Raw genomic sequence first — 19,011 nt, 5'->3', positions numbered from 1 at the left:
TTAAGAATATGAAAAAGATATTTTATTTAGCAAGTATAATATGCCTCGCCCTGTCATCTACTTCATGCGAGGACTTCCTGACCGTAGAGTCACCGGACGAACTGACAACAGACAATTACTGGAGAAATGAACAGGATGCACAAGCTGGACTGGCAGCAGCCTATTCACAACTCTATCATGGTGATACATATGCAACTAGTGAAGTGCGATGGCCAACCGAAGAATACCGTGCAGACATTGTCAATTTAGGTAGTGATGCCGGTAACTACGACCAGTGGGTAGCACTTTATTATTTCAACTATACCAATGGTAATACTCAGTTCTCTTATTATTATCAGGATTTATACAGAGGAATCAACTTTGCCAACCAGGTATTAGCCAATGTTCCGAATATCCCGAATCTGGATGAGAACAAGCGTAACGAACTTCTTAACGAAGCACATTTTCTGAGAGGATATTATCATATGATGTTATTGCTCAACTGGGAAAAAATCATCATCCGCAACGAATACATTAAAGAGTCTTCTCAATTGAACCGTCCGTTATCCGAACGTACAGCCTGCTGGGATTTCATTCTGGAAGAACTGGAAAACTACGCAGCCCAACTGCCGGAAAGCCGGAACGAAAATGAATTAGGACGTGCTACCAGCGGTACTGCTTATGCTTATATCGGTTTTGCCTATCTGACTCGTGCATACGAAGAACCTGAAAAGAAAAGCACTTATCTGGACAAAGCTCTTACAGCGCTGAACAATGTAAAAGGATATTCACTCGTAAGCGGAGAAAACCTGATAGGAATGTTTAACGGAACAAACAAAAACTGTTCTGAATCTATATTCGAAGTACAGTACAGCAAGAGCGAAGCAAATGGTTCTGTACACTATTCTTACCTGAACCAATGGATTGGTGCGAAAGAGTTGAACGGATATGATGAAATTCTGCCTAGCAACATGCTGATGGAAGAATATATGAAAGGAGGTAAGTTGAACGACGGACGCTATGACGAACGTCTGTACAACACAATCTACTTCCAGTGCGACTACTTCAACGACGGAACAGGAAGAGTTATGGGAAAAGAATATGACGAATTGTTTGGAGGTGAGAATAAACCGGTATTCCGTAGATTTACCTCTCCGACACTTGAAGAGATGCAAGAAGCATGCGCTATAAACATTCCATTGATGCGCCATGTGAATGTATTGCTCATGAAAGCTGAAGTATTAAACGAACAAAACCATCCAGAACAGGCTATTCCTATTATCAATGAAATTAGAAGTGTACATGGTAATATGCCTCCGATGGAAGGTACAACCCAGCAAGAGGTACGCGATCAGATAGAACATGAACGCATTCTTGAATTCCCATTGGAAAGTTACCGCTGGTATGATTTACGCCGGTGGGGAAAGACAGCGTCTGCATTACAAAAGGCAGGCCGCACAGGATTCGATGAAAGCAAGTTGTTCTACCCAATACCTAAATGGGAGATTGATGCAAATCCTGAAGTAAAATAAAGAAATCTTCCGGTTCGGAAGATGTTGCTCTTCCGAACCCTTTTCTTTACTTTTGCCCACAAAAAAGATTACAAAAAAAGAATATGTTTACTGTTATCGGATTAATGTTAGGAGGTATGGCAATAGGTTTCCTGCTCCGTCGCCAAGAATTTTCGTGGATAAATAAAGTCATAACATCACTAATCTGGGTACTCCTTTTTTTATTAGGAGTAGAAGTAGGAGGAAATCGCCAGATAGTAGAAGGACTTGCAACTTTAGGAGTAGAAGCCTTTACCATTACGCTGGCATGCGTATTGGGAAGTTGTATCTTCGCTTGGGGACTATGGTATCTCCTGTATAAAAAGAAAGGAGGAAAAGCATGAAAGGCAGTTTGATCATTGTCGGATTTTTTGTTCTTGGAACATTATGCGGGGCTTTTCATCTCATCCCTTTCGACGTAGCACAAAGCAATATCAGCTTCTATGCCTTATGTGCATTGATGTTCAGTGTAGGCCTAAGTATCGGAAACGATCCACAGACCTTGAGAAATTTCCGTTCGCTGAATCCAAGACTGATCTTCCTGCCTGTTGCTACTATACTGGGAACCATATCGGCAGCTGCACTGGTGAGCCTCATTCTTCCCCACCGGAGTGCCGCCGACTGTATGGCAGTTGGTTCGGGCTTTGGTTATTATTCACTATCCAGCATCTTCATTACGCAATATAAAGGACCGGAGCTAGGAACCATTGCTTTACTTTCTAACATAACCCGTGAAATAATTACTTTGTTGTGTGCCCCTCTACTGGTTCGGTGGTTCGGAAATCTGGCACCGATATCAGCAGGAGGAGCTACGACAATGGATACTACCCTGCCTATTATAACCCGTTATGCAGGTCAGCAATTTGTCGTAGTTTCCATTTTTCACGGATTCGTAACCGATTTTAGTGTACCATTTCTTGTCACCTTCTTTTGTTCCATCTAAGAAAAATACCAAATTCTATGAAGAAGCACTTTTTTTATCTAACATACATGTTTGCCCTTGCAGCTACATTGCCGGCCAATGCCGACAATGTGCCCTGGCAAAACCCACAGATAAACGAAATAAACCGTGAAGCAATGCATGCACACTTCATTCCATTCATCAATGAAGATGCAGCATTGGCACAGCAGGCATTACCTGACTTACAACGTTTCGAAATAAATTCAAAGACCGAACGACGTGTTTCACTTAACGGCACTTGGAAATTTCTTTTCTCCAAGAATAACGATGCTTGTCCTGCCGATTTTCATAAACCGGGATACAGCACACGCAAATGGAAAAACATAGAAGTACCAGGCAGTTGGGAACTTCAAGGATTTGATGCCCCCATTTATACCGACGTATCTTATCCATTCCCTTGCAATCCACCGTATGTACCAGCAGACTATAATCCGGTAGGAGCTTATGTCCGTGAATTCACAGTACCCGAAGACTGGGACGGAATGGATATCTTCCTCGACTTCGAAGGGGTAGAATCTGCATATTATTGCTGGGTAAACGGAGAACTTGCCGGATACAGCGAAGACAGCCGTCTGCCGGCTCACTTTAATGTAACCAAGTTATTAAAAAAAGGGAAAAACAAGCTGGCTGTCAAGGTATTCAGATACAGTGACGGATCTTACATGGAAGATCAGGACTACTGGAAATATAGCGGAATAGAACGAGATGTCTATTTGTATGCGCGTCCACAAAGCCGAGTAAAAGACTTCAAACTCACGGCCGAACTGATCAATCAATATAAAGACGGTGATTTTGATGTAAATATCACACTGAATCAGCCTCAGCAAGGTCAGCGTGTAGAGTTCAAATTACTGGATGCAAAAGGTAATGCTCTTTACACTCAGGATAAAGAAATAAAAAACAACACCGACACATTATTGTCTGGCAAAAAACTACTTAAGGATGCTCTGGCATGGACAGCCGAAACACCTAATCTTTACACACTGGTTGTCAACACATTCGACCAGCAAGGAAAACCGATGGAATCATTTGCACATCCATTCGGATTCCGCACTGTAGAAATGAAAAACGGACAACAACTTATTAATGGTGTACCCGTATTGTTCAAAGGAGTAAACCGACACGAACACGATCCATATAAAGGACGCTCCATCGATGTCGCAAGTATGTTGACGGATATCCGGCTGATGAAGCAATTCAACATAAACGCTGTACGTAACTGCCATTATCCAGACCACTACCAATGGTATGCATTGTGCGACAAGTACGGACTATATCTGGTTGGCGAAGCAAATATCGAGAGCCATGGAATGATGAGTCACAAAGATGGAACACTTGCCAATTATCCGGAATGGGAACCTGCATTCATGCAACGCATGAGCCGTATGGTTATGCGCGACCGCAACTGTACAGCTATTGTTACATGGTCATTAGGTAACGAATCAGGTTATGGTAAACATTTCGAAACAATATACGACTGGACCAAGAAAACAGATCCTACCCGTCCGGTACAATACGAAGGTGGAGGTTACGAAGCTAAATCGGATATTTATTGCCCGATGTATCCCCGCATCTGGTCGCTCCGTCGTCACATTAATCAGCGCGATGCACGCCCGATGATTATGTGCGAATATGCTCATGCAATGGGAAACAGTGTCGGCAACCTGCAAGATTATTGGGATTTAATCTATAAGTACGACCAGTTACAAGGTGGATTTATCTGGGACTGGGTAGACCAGACATTTGCAAAGAAAGACGAAAAAGGGAAAGATATCTGGGCGTATGGAGGAGATATGGGCTATGTAGGAGTACACAACGACTCCAACTTCTGTGCCAATGGACTGATTGCAGCCGACCGTTCTTTACATCCGCATATTTATGAAGTGAAGAAGGTATATCAGTACATTCACTTCCGTCCTGTAGCCTTTACTGCCAATCGGATTAATATCACTAACTGGCATGATTTCATCGACCTATCCGGTTATCAGTTGCGCTGGACAATAGAAGCTGACGGTAAAAGCATTCAGCAGGGAGTAATGGATTTTCCACAGATACCGGCACGACAAAGCCGGGAGATCGTACTTCCTATGCAGACTATTGCCGCAAGTGAAAAAGAATATTTCTTGAAACTGGAAGCAATTACCCGCCAGGATGCTCCTATGATTCCGGCAGGACATATAGCTGCAATGGAACAGTGGCAACTGCCTGTAGAGCAAATAGCTCAAAACATAGAGCCAATTGACGGTTCACTAAGATCTGAACGTACTCCGGAAAGCATCAGTCTGAGTGGAACTAACTTCCGTATCAGCTTCTCCACAGCCGACGGAGAAATGACGGCTTTAGAATATAACGGAAAGAATCTCATAAAAGAAGGTCTGCAAGCTAACTTCTGGCGTGGATTGACAGATAATGACGTAGCCAATGGCACTCCCGAACGTTGCAGAATCTGGAAAGAAGCAGGTAAGGATGCGAAACTGAAAGACTTGAAATTAAATGAAAGGAGCGACAAACGTCAGGCCATTGTCACTGCTACATACCGCATGGAAAAGCAAGATGCCGACCTTAATATTAATTATATAATCCGCCCTGACGGTGCAGTGAAAGTTACCATGTCATTTATCCCTGGTCAAAAACAATTACCAGAAATGCCTCGTCTGGGTATGCGTATGATTTTGCCTGCCGATTATGAAATGATGACATGGCTCGGACGCGGTCCACATGAAAACTATGCCGACCGTAAGAACAGTGCTGCAATAGGTGTCTACACTGCTAGCGTATGGGAACAGTATCATCCGTACGTACGTGCACAGGAAACAGCAAACAAATGTGATGTACGCTGGGTAGCATTACGTAGCCAGTCAGGAGAAGGTCTGCTTGTCACCGGAGAAGAACCTTTGAGTATCAGTGCATGGAACTTCCCACTTGAAGACATCGGCTATCGCCCATTCAGCGTAGAGCGTCATCATGGAGGAAGCATAGAAAAACAAGATCTGGTATGGCTGAACATCGATCACATGCAAATGGGAGTAGGTGGCGATAATACTTGGGGAGCACAGGTACATCCTGAATATACAATAACTCCTCATGCATGGCAGTACAGCTTCACCATTCAACCTCTGAATAAAGAAATGGATGCAGCCTCACAGGCTCATAAGAGATTCTTCTAAAAGAAGCGTTTTTGGTTTACATACTTAAAAACATCAATCAACAATGAAAAAAAATACAATAAAGGTTTTGCTTCTGGGACTGGCTGCCGGCATTTCAGCCTGCACCACAGGTTCCCGACAGAATATGGCTCAGGAAAGAAACCGATATGAATTCAGCAATATCCTGAATATTGCGCTGACACCCGATTCAACCGTTCATCGCGCAGGATGTTTTACCGATGCAGGTTCGTGGATGGGATTTACCATACCGCAACAAGATAAATGGGTAAACGGATTTTGCGGTCCGTTCAGCATTGACAACCGGATATGGTTTGCCCAATCGATCGTGGAAGCCAGTCTTATAGGAGAAACAACAGCAATGACTCCCGACTCGGCATCTTACTTTCCAGGTGAAGTATATATCTCCTCATCCTCCGGAACAGAAAGTATCAGCCAGCGAATGAATTTCATCAATGCTTCTACAGCTCTACTGCAAATAGAGAGTAACAGTGGAAAAGGACTTTGCTTCACAGCCAGACAATGGAATAATAATGTACATCTGGAAGCTGAACGCAACATCGTTACAGCACGTCACTCCAACGGAGAGATTGTAACGTTAACGTTCGATTCTGACATCACGTTGACATGCGACGGGAAAAATTATGTTGCACAGACTGAACCCGGATGTAAGAAAACTGATATTGCCATTTCGTTCTTCGCTTCCGAAAAAGAACTTCCAGTAAGCGAACAACGCATACAAGCTCTGCTGAACAATCCTTCACAAGAGCTGAAGGCAAATGCAGACCGATGGAACGGATATTTACAAAAGATTCTACGCAACGACATGAAGCCTGAGTACGACCGTATTGCCGTAAAGTCTGCTGTGACACTGATTTCCAACTGGCGTACACACCGCGAAGGATTGTTGCATGAAGGAGTTATTCCCAGCCATGCGGTAGGCTATTTCGTCGGATTCTGGGCCTGGGACAGCTGGCGTTTCTCAGCAGCTCTGGCAAGCTTTGCTCCCGAACTGGCGAAAAACAATATTCGCGCCATGTTCGACTACCAGTTGCCCGACGGTATGATTATCGACTGTATCTATACCAATTCGGCAGATAATAATGCCCGCGACAGTAAGCCACCTTTGGTTTGCTGGGCTGTAGATGAAATATTTACTCACACCCAAGATACCACCTTCGTAAAAGAGATGTATCCGCAACTGCTTGCCTATTACAAATGGTGGTATGCAAAACGCGACCACAACCGTAACGGCATCTGTGAGTTTGGTTCTACCGACGGCACCCTGGAAGCTGCCGCATGGGAAAGTGGTATGGACAATGCCATTCGCTTCGACAACACAAAGATGCTGAAAAATGCAGACGATGCATGGAGTATGGATCAGGAAAGTGTGGACCTGAATGCATATCTTGCCTACGAATGTAAGTTACTGAAGAAATTTGCTTCGTTGATCGGCATTAACTTTGATGGTCCCGACTACAGCGATAAAATCGCCGATTATTTCTTCGATGAAAAAATCGGATGGTTCTGTGACCGCCGGTTGAGTGATGGCAGCTTCATTGAAGAACCTGGATGCGAAGGATATACTCCGTTCTGGGTACAAATAGCCAGCAAGAAGCAAATGGATAAAGCCATTACACTGCTAACTGATACAACTAAGTTTTCAACTTATATCCCCTTCCCTACGGCTGCTGCCGATAATCCGAAATGTGATCCGAACGGATATTGGAGAGGTCCGATATGGCTCGACCAGACTTATCAGGCTATCAAGGGATTGCGTAACTATGGCTACGGAAAACTTGCAGATCAATATACGGAGCAAGTATTCGAACGCTGCCAAGGGCTGAAAGAAGATGCTCCTATACATGAAAACTATGGCACACACAACGGAGAGCGCCTCCAGGCTCCTCACTTCAGCTGGAGCTCGTCACATCTGCTGATGATGTACGAAGATTACGGAAAATAACATAACTCTTCATCTTACTTCAACAAGGGAAGGCTACTTTGTCTATCGGGTAGTCTTCCCTATTTTTTTACACCCATATAAATCACTCATTTCTCCTATTTTATTTATTTAACTATAAAAATTAGTTTATAAACTATATATTTTAGTTATTTGCAAAAAACAAGAGAAATATATGAAAAGACTCACTGCAAAAGAAGAAGAAATTATGGGTTTCTTTTGGACGAAAGGCCCTTTATTTGTAAAAGAACTGCTGGCTTTTTATGACGATCCTAAACCGCACTTCAATACCCTTTCCACCATTGTACGTGGATTAGAAGAAAAAGGTTATCTCTCGCACGAAGCATTCGGGAATACATATCGCTATTTCGCCACAGTAACAGAAGACAGCTTCCGTACCCGGACGTTGAAGAGTGTCATCAGTAAGTACTTTAATAATTCTTTTTTGGGAGCTGTATCGTCACTCGTAAAAGAAGAGGATATTTCCATCGAAGAACTAAAGGAACTGATACGGCAGGTGGAAGAAGGAGAAAACGAAAAGAAACAATAAACAATTCTGGATTATGGGAGCATTTTTTGTCTACATACTGAAATCATCGCTCTGTCTGGCTGTATTTTACCTGTTCTACCGGTTACTGTTAAGCAAGGAAACATTTCACCGCTGCAACCGGATAGCCTTACTGAGTATCATACTGCTTTCGTACATACTACCTCTGGCAACAATCACAACCAGTCAGCATACTATGGTCAGTACAGCTGTAACAACTGTAGAAGACTTGCTGATAATGTATGAGCAGCATGCGGTTCCCAATCAAGGATTACAGCCGGAATATGGTTTTCCCTGGCAAGAAATATTAATAATCTGTTATGTGGCAGGAGCTATATTTTTCATTCTTTGCCACCTCTGGTCGTTAGGGCGCATGCTCTATTTCATCCGTCACAATCAGCGCAAGCAACTCCCCGATGGAACGCTTCTGATAATTCACTCATGCAACTTTGCCCCTTTTAGCTGGATGAAATATATTGTTATTTCACAGGCCGACCTTAAAGAGAACGGACATGACATTCTGCTACATGAACAGGCACATATCCGTAATCATCACTCGTGGGATCTGCTGCTGGTTGAGGTTTGTAGCTGGCTACAATGGTTCAACCCCGCTATATGGCTACTCAAACAAGAACTGCAAAATATTCACGAATATGAAGCCGACGAAGAAGTCCTTCGTCAAGGAATCGATGCCAGACAATATCAAATGCTATTAATAAAAAAAGCCGTTGGCGCAAGGCTCTACTCTATTGCCAACAGCTTTAATCACAGTTCACTTAAAAAACGTATTACTATGATGATTCGAAAAAAATCCAATCCGTGGGCACGAGTCAAGTACTTGTATGTACTTCCACTGGCAACTGTTGCAGTTACCGTTTTTGCCCGTCCCGAAGTATCTCAACCATTAGAAAAGATTTCAAATGTCAAAGTTAGTGATTTATCGGATGCTATGAAAACGTATACCGACAAAAATCAACAAAACAATCAGTCTGCTCCGGATACAAAAATACGTCTGAGCATGAAAGTCGTAGACGAAACCGGACAGCCAGTACCACAAGCTACAGTAGTCATCACCAATACATCCAATGGTACACTTACAGACGATGACGGACATTTTTCACTGGAGGTAGGCGAAGATCAGAGTTTATGGATTTCGTATGTGGGTATGGAGTCGAAAAACATATCGGTAAAAGACTGTATCAAGCAGACGGATAAAACAATTCGACTAACAAGTGCTACCAATGAATTAGATCTGACAGTTTCTCCTTCTGCACCTAAACCTGCCGTACAGAATGGAGAAACATTTACTGTAGTAGAACAAATGCCGGAATATCCTGGGGGAATGAAAGCATTGATGGGTTATCTCGCAGAAAACATACAATATCCGGCAGAATGTCAGAGAGCAGGCATTCAGGGAAGGGTTATTGTCCAGTTTGTAGTAAAGGCAGACGGCTCACTCGACAACTTCGAAATAAAGCGTTCTGTAAATCCGTTATTAGATGCAGAAGCTTTAAGAGTTATAAAAACTACCCCTAAATGGAAACCCGGAACCCAACATGGAAAGCCTGTTGACGTAAAATTTACTATTCCGGTTACTTTCTCACTTCCTGACAAACAGAAAGAACATACACCAACAGGAAACATATCTGACAGCTCGCTTACATTAAAGAAAACACTCTTTATCATTGATGGTAAAGAAGTTGAGCCAAAAGCTCTGAATGAAATAAATCCCGACCAGATCAGCTCCATAAATGTTATTAAGGATGGAACGGGCATAACCATATTCGGCCCCAAAGCTCGTGATGGGGTAATACTGATAACGACAAAAAGATCTTCTACAACTTCTCAAGGCGAGTCGCTGGTTACAGGCCGTGTTACAGACGCTGCCGGAAACCCAGTTTCGGGAGCATGTATTACCATAAAAGGTACTACAACACAAACTACATCCGACAACGAAGGTAGGTTCACACTTACCGTTCCCAGGAAAGATGCCACACTGGAGGTCAGTTCCAGCAATATGAAAACCACTACAGTAGGTGCCCAGCCATTGCTAAAAGTCGCATTAGAAAAAGAATAGCAGCAAGTAGGCTTGCCTCTATTCAGGAGAGTAAAACTATAAGCAAAACAGTCTTCGTAAAGACTACTAAAAAGCATCAGCAACACCCGCGATTTTTTCGTACAAAAAATAAAAAAACTTCTCGATGTTTAAGAGAAAACATCGAGAAGTTTTTAGAAGTTTATGCTGATGATTTGACTAATATGCTACAAAGAGATTATAAACTGTAAAAACAGCTACTCAGAAAGAGATATAATACGTTTATAATCAAAAGTATAACAATAAAAAATCTCCTTATTCCATCTTGAGCACTTAATGTAAAGATTGGAATAAGGAGATTATTCTTTATGATACTGTCAAACAGCAAGTCCTGTTATCAAAACATCCGGCTTACCCGTTCTATGCCTGCTGCCAGTGCATCAATTTCTTCCTTCGTATTATACAAACCCAACGAAGCACGTACCGTTCCTTCAATTCCCATACGGTGCATTAACGGCTCGGCACAATGATGTCCTGTACGTACAGCTATACCCAGACGATCGAGCAATGTTCCCATATCAAAATGATGAATATTGCCCACCAGGAAAGAAATAACGCCTCCCTTATGTTCAGCCTCTCCGAAAATACGCATTCCCGGAATTTCCTTCAGTCTGTTCATGGCATATACTGTCAGTTCATGTTCATAGGCTGCAATCTTATCCATTCCAATTGCCGAAACATAATCGAGTGCTTTCGCCAGTGCTGTACTTCCAATATAGTCGGGAGTTCCAGCCTCGAACTTAAACGGCAGTTCGTTGAACGTGGTATGCTCGAAACTGACATTCTTTATCATTTCTCCTCCTCCCTGATAAGGCGGAAGTTTGTCGAGCCATGTTTCCTTGCCATAAAGCACACCGATACCCGTAGGGCCATACACCTTATGTCCGCTGAACACATAGAAATCGGCATCCAGATCCTGTACATCTATCGGCATATGAGGAATACTCTGTGCTCCGTCTATCAGAACAGGAACCCCGTGAGCATGTGCAGTGGCAATCATTTCCTTCACAGGATTGATTGTTCCAAGCACATTCGAAACATGTGCTACTGAAACCAGACGAGTACGTGTAGAGAAGAGCTTTTCATATTCATCAAGCAACAGTTCCCCACGGTCGTTCATCGGAATCACTTTCAAGACAATTCCTTTACGCGCTGCCTGCAACTGCCATGAAACAATGTTGCTGTGGTGCTCCATTACAGAAACAATCACTTCATCGCCTTCCTTCATCTGGCTGTCAGCAAAGGTAGATGCCACCAGATTGATGCTTTCGGTAGTACCACGTGTAAAGACTATTTCCGAAATGCTGCGCGCATTAATAAACTTACGTACTGTTTCACGCGAAGCTTCGTGCAAGTTGGTAGCCTGCTGCGAAAGGAAATGTACTCCACGGTGTACATTCGCATTGACCGAATAGTATTCGTCTGTTATCGACTCTACTACCTGACGGGGCTTCTGGGTAGTCGCTCCGTTATCAAGATAAATCAACGGTTTATTGTACACACTCCGTGAAAGTATCGGAAAGTCCTCTCTTATTTTTTGTACATCGTAAAACATGTCACACTAATTTTATTTACAAATAGCACATCCCTGACATTTATTCAATTCGCCACGGAAACGTTTCTCAACAAGTAAGTGCAGACGGTCTTTCAACGCATCCATACGGATATTGTCGATCACTTCATTCACAAAGGCAAACATCAGCAGCAAACGTGCTTCTTTCAGGCTGATACCACGCTGACGCATATAGAACAATGCATTTTCATCGAGTTGACCGACTGTTGCTCCATGCGAACACTTTACGTCATCGGCATATATCTCCAGCTGCGGCTGAGTATACATGCGGGCTTCACGTGTTGCACAAATATTACGGTTGGTCTGCTGTGAAGAAGTGTGCTGAGCTCCTTCACGTACCAATACTTTTCCGGCAAAAGCTCCTACAGCCTGATCGTCGAGTACATATTTGAACAACTCATTGCTGGTACAATCGGATACCTGATGATCAATGAATGTATTGTTATCCACTTGCTCGTTCTTGTCTGCAATAGCCATACCACACAAATTGACCTCTGCTCCACGTCCTGCCAGTGTTACTTCAGTTGTATTGCGTGTCGTTCCGTTATGAAGCGTCATACCATTCAACAACACGTTGCTGTTTGCCTCCTGATGTACGTACAGGTTGTTGAAACGTACTGTACTGTTATGTGTTTCTTCCAGCTCATAAAGGTCGAATACTGCGTTTTCACCGATAAAAGCTTCTACAACCTGCGTAGAGAGGAAATTCACCTCATCCATAGCATGGTCGCAAATCAGCAACTTGGCCTGTGCTCCTTCTTCGAGGATAATCAGAATACGACGGTTCACCATCGTATTGACATCGGCACGCAGGATATTAACCAACTGGACCGGTCTTTCCATTACCACATTCTTCGGAACATACATCAGTACACCGTCTTGTGCAAACATCGTATTGAACGCTACCACACCATCTTTCGACGTATCAGCCAACTTTCCGTAATATTTTTTCACCAGTTCCGGATGTTGTTCTGCCACATCCTTCAGACTGCCGAATATAACTCCTTCAGGTAATTGTGCAGAGGGATGTACGTGTTTGTCAAATGCATCGTTTACCACAAAATAGAGGGAAGTGCTCATATTCGGGACATCGCACTTGAACACTTCGTACGGATTGACCGGAAACTCCAGACGGTTCAGGTTCAGTCCGTAGTCGGGAGCAAAATACTTGCTCACCTCCGTGTATTTATACTTTTCCTGCTTGCGTGTAGGGAATCCCAGACGTTCGAAGTCGGCAAAGGCTTTTGCACGAGGAGCATTCAGCACCTCTGCACTATGCCGGCAAATCATCGCCTCACACTGCGAGAAAAGATCAATATATTGTTGTTCTGCTTTCATGCTTATTCTCCTAATTCTTTCTTTATCCAGTCGTAACCTTTTTCTTCAAGCTCAAGTGCCAGTTCCGGACCGGCAGTCTTTACGATGCGTCCTTTGTAAAGCACGTGTACGATATCGGGCTTGATATAATCTAACAGACGTTGATAGTGTGTAATCACAATACAACTTGTTTCAGGAGTTTTCAGCTTATTCACTCCTTCGGCTACAATACGGAGAGCGTCAATATCCAGTCCAGAATCTGTTTCATCGAGGATACTCAATTTCGGTTCCAGCATAGCCATCTGAAAGATCTCGTTACGTTTCTTTTCACCACCCGAGAATCCCTCGTTTACAGAGCGGTTGGCAAGCTTGCTGTCCAGCTCCACAATTTCACGTTTCTGACGCATCAGTTTCAGGAACTCACTTGCAGTCAGTGCCGGAAGCCCTTTATATTTGCGTTGTTCGTTGACAGCCGCACGCATAAAGTTAACCATGCTTACACCAGGAATTTCTACCGGATACTGAAATGAAAGAAACAGTCCTTCATGACTACGGTCTTCTGCACTCATTGCCAGTAAATCCTTTCCATCGAAAGTTACCGATCCTTTTGTTACTTCATAAGCCGGATGTCCTACCAGCACATTACTTAATGTACTCTTACCAGAACCATTCGGTCCCATGATAGCGTGTACCTCGCCAGACTTTACAGTCAGATTGATTCCTTTTAATATCTCTTTGCCATTAATCGTGGCATGCAAATCTTTTATTTCTAACATAGCTTTCTTTTTTATTTATCCTACACTGCCTTCCAATGAGATAGAAAGCAATTTCTGTGCCTCTACGGCAAATTCCATAGGAAGTTTGTTCAATACTTCTTTCGCGTAACCGTTTACAATCAGACCTACTGCATCTTCGGTAGGAATACCACGCTGGTTACAGTAGAACAACTGATCTTCCGAAATCTTCGATGTAGTAGCTTCATGCTCTACTATCGCTGTTTCATTGTGTATATCCATATATGGGAACGTATGAGCTCCGCAATGGCTTCCTAAAAGCAACGAGTCGCACTGACTATAGTTACGGGCATTGTCTGCACGTTCTGACACACGTACCAGACCACGATATGAGTTCTGACTCTTTCCGGCACTGATACCTTTGCTCACAATCGTTGAACGAGTATTCTTTCCCAGATGAATCATCTTAGTTCCGGTATCAGCTTGCTGGTAATTATTGGTTACTGCAACCGAATAGAATTCAGCTGTAGAATTATCTCCACTCAATATACAGCTCGGATATTTCCATGTAATGGCAGAACCGGTCTCTACCTGTGTCCACGATAATTTACTGTCTACACCTTTACAATTACCTCGTTTTGTTACGAAGTTGTATACACCTCCCTTGCCTTCTGCATCACCCGGATACCAGTTCTGCACAGTAGAATATTTTACTTCAGCACGGTCAAGTACAACGATTTCTACGATAGCAGCGTGTAATTGGTTTTCATCACGCATCGGCGCTGTACATCCTTCCAGATAAGACACATAACTATCATCATCTGCAACTATCAGCGTACGTTCAAACTGTCCGGTATTTGCAGCATTAATACGGAAATAAGTAGAAAGCTCCATAGGGCAACGTACGCCCTTTGGTATATAGACAAATGAGCCATCACTAAACACTGCCGAATTAAGAGCAGCAAAGAAATTATCTCGATAACCAACTACCGAACCCAGGTATTTCTTTACCAAATCGGGATGCTCACGTACAGCTTCGCTCATCGAACAGAAAATGATTCCTTTTTCCATCAGTGTTTCCTTGAAGGTTGTCTTGACAGAAACAGAATCCATCACGGCATCTACAGCCATTCCACTCAATGCCATCTGCTCTTCCAGAGGAATACCCAGTTTATTAAAAGTCTTCACCAGCTCAGGATCTACTTCATCCATGCTCTTAGGTCCTTCCTTCTTTTTAGTAGGATCTGCATAATATGAAATAGCCTGATAATCTATTTCAGGAATATTGAGATGAGCCCATGTCGGCATTTCCATTGTCAGCCAGTAACGATAAGCTTTCAGACGGAACTCCAATAACCATTCCGGTTCACCCTTCTTGGCCGAAATCAATCGCACCACATCTTCATTCAATCCCTTTTCAATGATGTCTGTATGTACTTCCGTAGTAAAACCATATTTATACTTTTCCTGCGTCAGTTGTTTTACAAACTCATTCTTTTGGGATTCTTCCTTTTTATTGAGTTCTTCTTGCATATATTTTATTATATCAGTCTATTAGTTGTTTAGTAACATTCTTCACAGTAGGGAAAAAGACTCCCGAAAAGCCTTCTATCGGATAATATAACAAAGAAGTACGTTTTACGGTTGACTTTATTAAGTTATCTTTAGAATCGACAAACTCTATAAAATGTACGAATAAGCTGACAAGCAATATGTACTTCAAGGCTCCCAGTGCGGCGCCTAAAATACGGTTGACAAAACCTAAATGTACAATTTCAATCACTCGTGTCAAAGCTGAAGCAAGCAACAGAAAGACAAGCGGAACCAGCAGCCATATCAGAATAAAGGCTACGACTTGGGCAAAGGTGAGTGATGTACCCAATTCTTCGGCAAGCTTTTCGCCTACAGAAGCAAATAATGCACGGGCCACAAGCAATCCAACTACCAAGCCTACAATAGAGGCTAATTGCCTTATAAATCCCTTTGTAAATCCAAGTATAGCTCCTATGCTTATTATTGCCACAATAATCCAATCGAGGACTGTCATACTCTATATCGTAATAAAAAAGGAAATGTCATGCTGAACGCAGAGAAGAATCTGCACACATCCGATAGCGTTCACAGATCCTTCGCTATGCTCAGGATGACATCACCTCATTAAATTTACTATAATGTAATTATAAAGTTTGTTTTACTTCCACTTCTTCATAAGTTTCAATAACGTCACCTACCTTCAAGTCATTGCAATTAGTCAGGCTAATACCACATTCAAAGTTAGTACCAACCTCTTTCACATCATCTTTAAAGCGTTTCAACGCATTGATGCTACCCGTAAAGATTACAATACCATCACGTATCAAACGAGCCTTGTCAGTACGTTTCACCTTACCAGTCTTAACCATCGCACCGGCAACCATACCGACTTTACTGATATTGAATACTTCACGAACTTCGATTGTTGCAGTAACCTGCTCTTTCAATGTAGGAGCAAGCATACCTTCCATAGCAGACTTCACTTCTTCGATAGCATCGTAAATAATAGAATACTTACGGATATCTACTCCTTCCTGTTCAGCCAGTTTAGCAGCATTGCTAGAAGGACGAACCTGGAATCCTACGATAATTGCATCTGATGCAGCAGCCAGTGATACATCTGATTCTGAAATCTGTCCAACACCTTTATGGATAACATTAACCTGAATCTGTTCGGTAGACAATTTAATCAATGAGTCACTCAACGCCTCAACAGAACCGTCCACGTCACCTTTCACAATTACATTCAGTTCATGGAAGTCACCCAATGCCAAACGACGTCCAACTTCATCCAATGTAAGCATCTTCTGAGTACGCAAGCCTTGCTCACGTGCCAACTGCTCACGTTTATTTGCAATTTCACGTGCTTCCTGATCTGTATCAAGCACATGGAATGTATCACCTGCAGCTGGGGCTCCATTTAATCCCAAAATCAATACCGGTTCAGAAGGACCTGCCTCTTTCAAGCGTTGATTACGTTCATTAAACATAGCCTTCACCTTACCATACGAAGTTCCAGCCAGCACAATATCTCCTACATGCAGTGTTCCATTAGAAATCAACACTGTTGCTACATATCCACGTCCCTTATCCAGAGAAGATTCAATAATTGAACCAGTAGCCTTACGGTTCGGATTTGCTTTCAAATCCAACATTTCAGCTTCCAGCAATACTTTCTCCAACAATTCAGGAACGCCTGTACCTTTCTTTGCAGAAATATCTTGTGACTGATACTTACCTCCCCATTCTTCTACCAGGAAGTTCATAGCAGCAAGTTCTTCCTTAATCTTATCAGGATTTGCATTCGGTTTATCTACCTTGTTGATTGCAAATACGATAGGTACACCGGCAGCCATTGCATGGTTAATAGCTTCCTTAGTCTGAGGCATTACGTTGTCATCGGCAGCAACAATGATAATAACGACATCGGTAACCTTAGCACCACGTGCACGCATGGCAGTAAATGCCTCATGTCCCGGAGTATCCAGGAAAGTAATACGACGTCCGTCTTCCAGTTTTACATTATATGCACCGATATGCTGTGTAATACCTCCAGCTTCACCAGCGATTACATTTGCCTTACGGATATAGTCCAGTAATGAAGTCTTACCATGGTCAACATGTCCCATGACTGTTACAATCGGAGCACGAGGCTGCAAATCTTCTTCAGCATCAGCTTCCTCTTCAATAGCCTGAGCAACTTCAGCACTTACATATTCGGTCTTATAGCCAAACTCTTCGGCTACCAAATTGATAGTTTCAGCATCCAGACGTTGATTGATAGATACCATGATACCCACACTCATACAAGTAGAGATAACCTGAGTTACTGAAATATCCATCATGTTTGCCAGCTCATTTGCAGTAACAAACTCTGTCAGTTTCAAGATCTTGCTTTCTTCCTGTTCAAGTTCCTCCTGTTCAAGCTGACGGTTCTGTATACTTTCACGTTTTTCCTTACGATATTTAGCAGCTTTATTCTTACCCTTATTAGTAAGACGAGCCAATGTTTCCTTTACCTGCTTAGCTACATCTTCATCGCTTACTTCAGGTTTTACTACCGGTTTCTTGAAGCGGTCTTTATTATGTTTGCCTCCACCCTGAGCCGCAGCATTAGAGTTAGCCTTTCCGCCTTTATCGCCGCGAGGTGAAACAATATTACCCGCTGCATTAATATCTACACGTTCTTTGTTGATACGATTACGTTTCTTCTTTCCCGAAGCGTCACTTTGACCACCTTTATCAGTTTTCTCGTCAGTCTTTCTTATTTCCTTGATGATAGCATCTTTCATCTGCTTACGCTGTTCCTGACGCAGTTTGTCTTTTTCCTCTCGTTCCTTACGTTTTTCTTCTTTTGTCTTCTTCTTCGGACGAGTAGACTGGTTCAATGCAGCCAGGTCAATCTGACCTACGACATTAATCTTCGACTTAAATTCCGTTGGACGGATTTTAAACACCTCATCTTCCTTGTCCTGCAGAACGGTTTGTACTTCGGGTACTTCTTTCTTTTCTTCCATTAAATCTGGTTTCAAATCTTCCGCCTTCTCCTGTTCCGGCTGTTTCTGTTGTTCATTAATCTGAGGTTGTGGTTGTACTGTTTCTGCTACAGGAGTTTCTTCCACATGTTGCGGTTCATTCTTTTCCACCGGTACAGATTCCTCTACCACTCCCTTTATTTCTTCCTTAGCAGGCTCCACCACAGCCGGCTTCACCTTCTTCTTATTAAGACTGTCCAAATCAATTTTGCCCACAGGCTTAAATTTCGGACGTGCATCTTCAGGCACAACTGCTTCTATCACCTCCGGCTTCGCTTCAGCCTGCAGGTCATCAATAGAAACAGAAGCTTTATTACGTTCTTTATTCTGCCGTTCTTGAAAAATCTTTTCAGACTCTATTTTCAAATCTTTGTCTTTGCTAAACTCTTTCACAAGTGCAGCATATTGTTCATCAGTAATTTTAGTATTCGGATTTGCTTCGATAGTATATCCTTTCTTTTGTAAAAAGTCCACCACCGTAGCAATACCTACATTCAAATTTCTTGTTACTTTGTTCAGTCTTATCGTCATAAATTCTTTTAGTTTTTAATAGAGTTCAG

General features: G+C 42.6%; 13 protein-coding genes. 7 read left to right on the top strand and 6 right to left on the bottom strand.

All coding sequences use genetic code 11. The features are described 5' to 3' along the window. Nucleotides 1-8: 8 nt before the first annotated feature. The 7 genes from ACDG22_RS04620 to ACDG22_RS04590 all read left to right on the top strand — a co-directional run bounded on the left by ACDG22_RS04620 (nt 9) and on the right by ACDG22_RS04590 (nt 10,241). Entirely contained in the window at nt 9-1,511 is a 1,503-nt protein-coding gene (locus ACDG22_RS04620; RefSeq protein ID WP_022126269.1) for a RagB/SusD family nutrient uptake outer membrane protein, read from the top strand. Between the two features lie 83 nt (nt 1,512-1,594). Next, the gene (locus ACDG22_RS04615) at nt 1,595-1,873 is read left to right on the top strand and encodes a LysO family transporter (RefSeq protein WP_007568248.1); all 279 of its coding nucleotides are present in this window, start codon (nt 1,595-1,597) and stop codon (nt 1,871-1,873) included. Beyond that, nucleotides 1,870-2,472 (top strand): lysine exporter LysO family protein, encoded by a 603-nt coding sequence (locus ACDG22_RS04610; protein WP_007568246.1) that lies wholly within the window; start codon nt 1,870-1,872, stop codon nt 2,470-2,472. Before ACDG22_RS04615 ends, ACDG22_RS04610 begins: the two co-directional genes overlap by 4 nt. A 17-nt stretch (nt 2,473-2,489) precedes the next feature. Next, nucleotides 2,490-5,657: a glycoside hydrolase family 2 TIM barrel-domain containing protein gene (locus tag ACDG22_RS04605; RefSeq protein ID WP_022126268.1), complete on the top strand. Its 3,168-nt coding sequence runs from the start codon at nt 2,490-2,492 to the stop codon at nt 5,655-5,657. 43 nt (nt 5,658-5,700) lie between these two features. Beyond that, on the top strand, nt 5,701-7,620 hold the full coding sequence (locus ACDG22_RS04600) for an MGH1-like glycoside hydrolase domain-containing protein (RefSeq protein WP_022126267.1): 1,920 nt from the start codon (nt 5,701-5,703) through the stop codon (nt 7,618-7,620). Nucleotides 7,621-7,792: 172 nt separating this feature from the next. Further along, nucleotides 7,793-8,167: a BlaI/MecI/CopY family transcriptional regulator gene (locus ACDG22_RS04595; protein ID WP_022126266.1), complete on the top strand. Its 375-nt coding sequence runs from the start codon at nt 7,793-7,795 to the stop codon at nt 8,165-8,167. Between the two features lie 13 nt (nt 8,168-8,180). Then, nucleotides 8,181-10,241, top strand: coding sequence for a M56 family metallopeptidase (locus ACDG22_RS04590; RefSeq protein ID WP_177593775.1), 2,061 nt, complete (start codon nt 8,181-8,183; stop codon nt 10,239-10,241). A 355-nt stretch (nt 10,242-10,596) separates the two neighbouring features. Here ACDG22_RS04590 and ACDG22_RS04585 read toward each other — a convergent pair whose 3' ends face one another. The 6 genes from ACDG22_RS04585 to infB form a co-directional block, all read right to left on the bottom strand. After that, a complete protein-coding gene (locus ACDG22_RS04585; RefSeq protein ID WP_022126264.1) occupies nt 10,597-11,814 on the bottom strand; it encodes an aminotransferase class V-fold PLP-dependent enzyme in 1,218 nt (405 codons plus the stop codon). A 12-nt stretch (nt 11,815-11,826) separates the two neighbouring features. Beyond that, the gene (gene sufD / locus ACDG22_RS04580; protein ID WP_022126263.1) at nt 11,827-13,170 is read right to left on the bottom strand and encodes a Fe-S cluster assembly protein SufD; all 1,344 of its coding nucleotides are present in this window, start codon (nt 13,168-13,170) and stop codon (nt 11,827-11,829) included. A 2-nt stretch (nt 13,171-13,172) separates the two neighbouring features. Then, a complete protein-coding gene (sufC, locus tag ACDG22_RS04575) occupies nt 13,173-13,925 on the bottom strand; it encodes a Fe-S cluster assembly ATPase SufC (protein WP_022126262.1) in 753 nt (250 codons plus the stop codon). A gap of 15 nt (nt 13,926-13,940) precedes the next feature. Continuing rightward, nucleotides 13,941-15,416 (bottom strand): Fe-S cluster assembly protein SufB, encoded by a 1,476-nt coding sequence (sufB, locus tag ACDG22_RS04570; protein WP_007568230.1) that lies wholly within the window; start codon nt 15,414-15,416, stop codon nt 13,941-13,943. A 13-nt stretch (nt 15,417-15,429) separates the two neighbouring features. Next, entirely contained in the window at nt 15,430-15,930 is a 501-nt protein-coding gene (locus ACDG22_RS04565; protein ID WP_007568229.1) for a CvpA family protein, read from the bottom strand. Between the two features lie 130 nt (nt 15,931-16,060). Continuing rightward, entirely contained in the window at nt 16,061-18,982 is a 2,922-nt protein-coding gene (gene infB, locus ACDG22_RS04560; protein ID WP_177593781.1) for a translation initiation factor IF-2, read from the bottom strand. Nucleotides 18,983-19,011: the final 29 nt, after the last annotated feature.

Source organism: Phocaeicola coprocola, assembly GCF_041333015.1.
Lineage (GTDB): Bacteria > Bacteroidota > Bacteroidia > Bacteroidales > Bacteroidaceae > Phocaeicola > Phocaeicola coprocola.
This window is presented reverse-complemented; position numbering and strand designations above follow the sequence as displayed.